This is a genomic window from Streptomyces sp. NPDC006450 (assembly GCF_040612195.1).
Taxonomy (GTDB): Bacteria; Actinomycetota; Actinomycetes; order Streptomycetales; family Streptomycetaceae; genus Streptomyces.
In genome coordinates, this window is record NZ_JBEXPT010000216.1 from 1 (window position 1) to 4,926 (window position 4,926).

Annotated in this window: 4 protein-coding genes and 3 pseudogenes; 3 read left to right on the forward strand and 4 right to left on the reverse strand. The window is 74.0% G+C overall.

The window, feature by feature from the left end:
* Positions 1-753, reverse strand: a pseudogene (locus tag ABZY57_RS31875) (hypothetical protein); the annotation flags it as partial.
* Between the two features lie 30 nt (positions 754-783).
* Positions 784-1,398, reverse strand: coding sequence for a cysteine hydrolase (locus ABZY57_RS31880; protein WP_356517886.1), 615 nt, complete (start codon positions 1,396-1,398; stop codon positions 784-786).
* Between the two features lie 121 nt (positions 1,399-1,519).
* On the opposite strand from ABZY57_RS31880, the gene ABZY57_RS31885 reads away from it, so the two are divergent.
* Entirely contained in the window at positions 1,520-1,978 is a 459-nt protein-coding gene (locus tag ABZY57_RS31885) for a pyridoxamine 5'-phosphate oxidase family protein (RefSeq protein WP_356517892.1), read from the forward strand.
* Here ABZY57_RS31885 and ABZY57_RS31890 read toward each other — a convergent pair.
* Positions 1,975-2,934: a LysR substrate-binding domain-containing protein gene (locus tag ABZY57_RS31890; protein ID WP_356517888.1), complete on the reverse strand. Its 960-nt coding sequence runs from the start codon at positions 2,932-2,934 to the stop codon at positions 1,975-1,977. The genes ABZY57_RS31885 and ABZY57_RS31890 overlap by 4 nt on opposite strands.
* 74 nt (positions 2,935-3,008) lie before the next feature.
* Between ABZY57_RS31890 and ABZY57_RS31895 the strand changes: the two genes are divergently transcribed.
* Complete coding sequence (locus ABZY57_RS31895) at positions 3,009-3,986, forward strand: DMT family transporter (RefSeq protein ID WP_356517890.1); 978 nt, start codon at positions 3,009-3,011, stop codon at positions 3,984-3,986.
* 126 nt (positions 3,987-4,112) lie between these two features.
* Here the strand turns inward: ABZY57_RS31895 and ABZY57_RS31900 are convergent.
* Positions 4,113-4,835 (reverse strand): annotated as a pseudogene (locus ABZY57_RS31900) (aminotransferase class I/II-fold pyridoxal phosphate-dependent enzyme); the annotation flags it as partial.
* Between ABZY57_RS31900 and ABZY57_RS31905 the strand changes: the two are divergent.
* Positions 4,826-4,926, forward strand: a pseudogene (locus ABZY57_RS31905) (disulfide bond formation protein DsbA); the annotation flags it as partial. The pseudogenes ABZY57_RS31900 and ABZY57_RS31905 sit on opposite strands and share 10 nt — an antisense overlap.

Sequence of the window (4,926 nt, forward strand, 5' to 3'; positions counted from 1 at the left end):
GGGTGGTGTGCCCCCCCCCGGCCCGGGGCGCCGCCGCCCGGCGAGTTCGCCGGGCGGCGCGTGCCGCTCGTACCGCGCGAGCGGGTTCACGCGGCGGGCGACGTCCGCCGCGCCGCACCACAGGGCTCCGGCCCCCGCGGCCCCGAAGAGGGCCGCGTACACCAGGAGCATCAGCCCGATCAGGTCGGTCGGATAGGGCATCGCGCCCGGGCCCCAGCCGGCGAGCACCTCCCCGACGAGCGGGATGTTCGCCCGGTCCCCCCGCCACCACAGACCGGACGGGCAGCCGGTCAGGAACGCTCCGGCCGAGAGCCGTGCCCCCACCCGGACGACCTGCTCCTGGCGCGCCCGCCTGACCGCCGCCGCGTGCACGATCGCCGTGGCCGTGGCCACCACGTCCTCCGCCTCGTCCTCCATGAGCGTGCGACTCCTCTCCGCGCGGGCCTTCGCATGATCCCCGGTTCCCGCCTGCCGCGTCCCGGGGCAGGACCGTCCGGACATGATCGGGCGAGGAGGCTTCGACCGGTAGGCACCGGCCACCACGAATTCCCGACGCTCCTGGCCGCCCACGCGGCCGCCCGGCGCGAACACCCGGCGCAGCAGCGGCCGTACGGCCAGCAGTACTCCCGCGAACGGGATCAGCAGGGCCGCCGGCCAGTAGCCCTCGGCGCCGCGGACCGCCGCTCGCACGCCGCCGAGTGCCGACCAGGCCGCGACGTCGACGACCGCCGCCCCGTGGCCGGCGCGAGACAACGACCGGCGATCTGCAGGGGGTTACGCAGATCAGCGTGCCGGAGCCCACTGGGCCAGGAGTGCTTCGGCCGTGGTGACGGCCGCGACGAGGGAGAGCGAGTTGCGGATCACCTCGGCGGTGCAGGTGGCGGGCACCCCGGCGATGGCGTCGGAGGGGACCACGACCTGATATCCGAGGTTCACCGCGTCGAAGACGGTGTTCGGGATCGCGATGTTGGAGGAGACCCCGGTGACGACGAGGGTGCGGATGCCCAGATTGCGCAGCAGGGCGTCCAGGTCGGTGCCCGACATCGGGGAGAGGCCGTGCAGCCGGCGCACCACGAGGTCCTGCTCGGCGACGGTGATGGGCGCGGCGACCTCCACCGCCGGGCTGCCGGTCAGCTGGCGCACCGGCAGCCGCCCCGCGGCACGGAACAGCCGGGCGTTGCTGTTGGCCCCGAGCCCGTCCGGCCGCCGTTCGGCGACCGCGTGCAGCACCTGCACCCCGGCTCCCCGCGCGGCCTCGACCAGCGCGGCGACCCGGTCCAGCATGCCGGAGTCCCGCGCCTCCTTCGCCAGCTCCGGCAGGGCGCTCTCCTCGCCGACGACGCCGTTCTGGCACTCGACGGTGAGCAGTGCGGTGGTGGCGGGATCGAGATCGGCCATGGCTCCCCCTGGCGTGGCGACGGAAGAGCACGCATGATTCCTGACACACAGTCAGATGTGAAGGGGCGCGGACCGTATGGACAGGACACCCGTGGACGGCACACCCGTGGACGGCACACCCGTGGACAGGGCGCAGCGGCGGGGCCGCCGCATCATGATGACCGACGAGGAGCGGAACGCCTTCCTGCGCGAGCAGCGCACCTGCCGGGTGGCCACGGTCTCCCCCGACGGGCGCCCGCACGTGGGGGCTCTCTGGTTCGTCTGGGACGGCACCTCCCTGTGGCTGTACTCGATCACCCGCAGCCGCCGCTGGTCCGACCTCCGCAAGGACCCCCGCATCTCGGTGGTCGTGGACTCCGGCGAGGCCTACGACGAACTGCGCGGCGTGGAACTGTCGGGCACGGCCGTCTTCGTGGGCGAGGCCCCCCGTACGGGCGAGCCGTGCGAGGAACTGGCGGAGCCGGAGCGCCTCTTCCCCGTCAAGAACTTCGGCATCACGGAGATGCCGCACGACGGACGGCACGCCTGGATCCGGCTGACACCGGATTCGATCGTGTCCTGGGACTTCCGCAAGATCTAGCCTCCCTCGCCGTCGCCCGCCCGGCCCTGCCCGGGGGCGGCCGATGCCGAGGCCGGGGCGATGGCCGAGGCCGCCCTCCGCAAGGCCTCGACGGCGGCCCGGATCGACGGCCGGCGGTCGGCGTCGGCCCGCCAGACGACGTACACGTGGCGCCGGACGCTGTCGCGCACCGGCAGCAGCCGGACCCCCGGCGGCACGGGTCCGCGCCCCAGCCGTGGGGCCACGCACACGCCCAGTCCGGCCTCCACGAAGGCCAGTTGGGTGTGGTGCTCCTCGGCGATGTGTGCGATCCGGGGCTCGATGCCGGTACCGCGCAGGGTGGAAACGAGCCACTCGTGGCAGAACTGCCCCTCGGTCCAGGAGATCCAGTCGTCCTCGCCGAACTCGGCCAGGGAGATCCCGTCGCGGCCGGCCAGCGGATGCCCCGCCGGCACCGCGATGTCCATGGAGTCGTCCAGGAGATGGGCCCGTGTGAGCTCGACCGGTACAGGCATCCGCTTGTTGTGCCAGTCGATGGCGAGGGCCATGTCGAGATCGCCCCGCACCACAGCGGTCATGCTCTCCTCCGGCTCCTGCTCCCGCACCCGGGGCCGCAGTTCGGGGTGCTCGGCACGCAACTCCGCCAGGACCTGCGGCAGCAGCCCGCGCATGGCGGTCGGGAAGGCGCCGATCCGCAGCTCGCCGACCGCGCACCCGCGCCTGGCCTCGACATCGGCCTGCGCGAGCTCGACCTGGGAGATGATCCGGGCGGCGTGCTCGGCGAGGAGCCGGCCGGCATCGGTGAGCCGGACGCCGCGGCCGTTCTTGGCCAGGAGCGGCTGGCCGACCTCCCGTTCCAGTTTCGCCATCTGCTGGGACACGGCGGAGGTGGTGACATGGAGCCCGTCGGCGGCGCCGCTGACGGAGCCGTGGCGGGCGAGTGCATCGAGGGTGCGCAGCCGCTCCAGGTTCAACATGTAAGCAATCCTACGACGTCACCGCCAACAAATTTCGCTTGTCCTACGAGGTCGCGAAGGCCAAGGTTGCTCTCATGAGCGCCCCCAGCACGCCGGTCCCACCCAGCACCCCGGTCCCACCCCTGCCCCCGACCTCCACCCGCGCCACCGGCGCCACCGCGAAGGCTCCCGCCCCGGCCCCCCGGCTGGACTGGCGCCTGCGCTTCGCGGTCCTCTCGGTGATCTGGGGCTTCAGCTTCCTGCTGATCAAGGTGGGCACGGAGGCGTACGCCCCGTTCCAGGTCGCCCTCGGCCGGGTCTTCTTCGGCGCGCTCGCCCTGCTCACGGTGCTCCTGATCCGCCGCGAACCGCTCCCCCGGGGCCGGCGCACCTGGGCCCACCTGTCGGTGGCGGCCCTGCTGCTCAACACCGCCCCGTTCTCCCTCTTCGCGTACGCGGAACTGACCATCCCCTCCAGCCTGGCGGGCATCTGCAACGCCACCTCGCCGCTGTGGGGCATGGCCCTCTCCCTGGTCGCGCTCTCCGAGGACCGCCCGACGCGCCGCCGCTTCGCCGGCCTGGGCCTCGGCTTCCTCGGCGTCCTGACCGTCCTCGGCGCCTGGCAGGGCTTCTCCGGTCTCGACGCCAAGGGCACCGCGCTCGCCCTGCTGGCCGCGCTCTGCTACCCCATCGGCTGGATCTACGTACGCCGCACCCTGGCCTCCACGCCGGGCTCCCCGGTCGCCCTGACCGGCGCCCAGCTCCTGGTCTCCACACTCCAACTGGCAGCGGTCAGCGCCCTGTTCACCTCGGCCCCCACCTCGTTCCCGCTCTGGCCGACCCTGTCGGTGATCGCCCTGGGGGCCCTGGGCACGGGCATGGCCCTCCAGATGCAGTACGGCCTGGTCACGGAGATCGGCCCGACCACCGCGCAGATGGTCACCTACTTCATCCCGGTCATCGCGACGACGGCGGGCGTCCTCCTCCTGGACGAACAGCTCCACTGGAACACCCCCGTGGGCGCGGCCGTCGTCCTGGCCGGCGCGGCACTCACCCAGACCCGACGCCGCTGAGGCCCGCCGTCACGCTCCCGTCCGCCCCATCCGCCCCGTCCGCCCATCCGCCCATCCGCCCCATCCGCCCGGCTGCCCCAGCCGCCCGGCTGCCCCAGCCGCCCGGCCGCCCCGGCGCGGCCGCCGTCAGTCGAGCCGCCCCCCGGCCGCCGGGCGGACGGCCGAGGCCACCGCCTCCGCCAGCCCGGGTACGTCCGCCGGAGACAGCGTCGACATCGTCATCCGCACCGCGGGCCCGGATTCCACCCGGAAGCGGGCCCCCGGAGCGACCGCCCAACCCGAGCCCAGCAGGCGCGTCACCACCGCCGTCTCCTCGGCGACGGGCACCCACACGTTCATCCCGCTCCGCCCCTGCGCGCGCACCCCGCGCCGGGCCAGCGCCTCGACCAGTCCGTCGCGGCGCTCCCCGTAGGACCGCGCGACCGCCGCATGGTCGACCGCTCCGGCCTTCCACAGCTCCACCGCCGTGTACTGCAGCAGCCTGCTCACCCACCCCGGGCCGAGCCGCTGCCGCCCCCGGACCCGGTCGAGCGTGACCCCGTCCCCGGTCAGCACGGCAAGCCGCAGGTCCGGTGCGTACGCCTTCGCGGTGGAGCGGATCAGCACCCAGTTGCGGGTCGCCCCGGCCAGCGCGTTCAGCGGCAGGTCCACGATGCCGTGTCCGTGGTCGTCGTCGATGACCAGCACGTCCGGGTACCCGGCGAGCACCGCCCGCAGTTCCGCCGCCCGCACCTCGCTCACCACCGCCCCGGTCGGGTTCTGCGCCCGGGCCGTCACGAGCAGCGCCCGCACCCCCTGCGCCAGAGCCCGTTCCACCGAGTCGGGCAGCGGCCCGTCGTCGTCCATCCCACAACGACGGCATCAACCGTGTCGGCCAGGAGGTCGGCACCCCGGTCATCTCGGTGCCCGGCGCCGACGGCGAAGACGTCGCCTTCTTCGG

Excerpts from the sequence above, each read along its gene's own strand:
- ABZY57_RS31880 (WP_356517886.1), bottom strand. The coding sequence starts at position 1,398 with ATGGCCGATCTCGATCCCGCCACCACCGCACTGCTCACCGTCGAGTGC.
- ABZY57_RS31890 (WP_356517888.1), bottom strand. The coding sequence starts at position 2,934 with ATGTTGAACCTGGAGCGGCTGCGCACCCTCGATGCACTCGCCCGCCAC.
- ABZY57_RS31895 (WP_356517890.1), top strand. The coding sequence starts at position 3,009 with ATGAGCGCCCCCAGCACGCCGGTCCCACCCAGCACCCCGGTCCCACCC.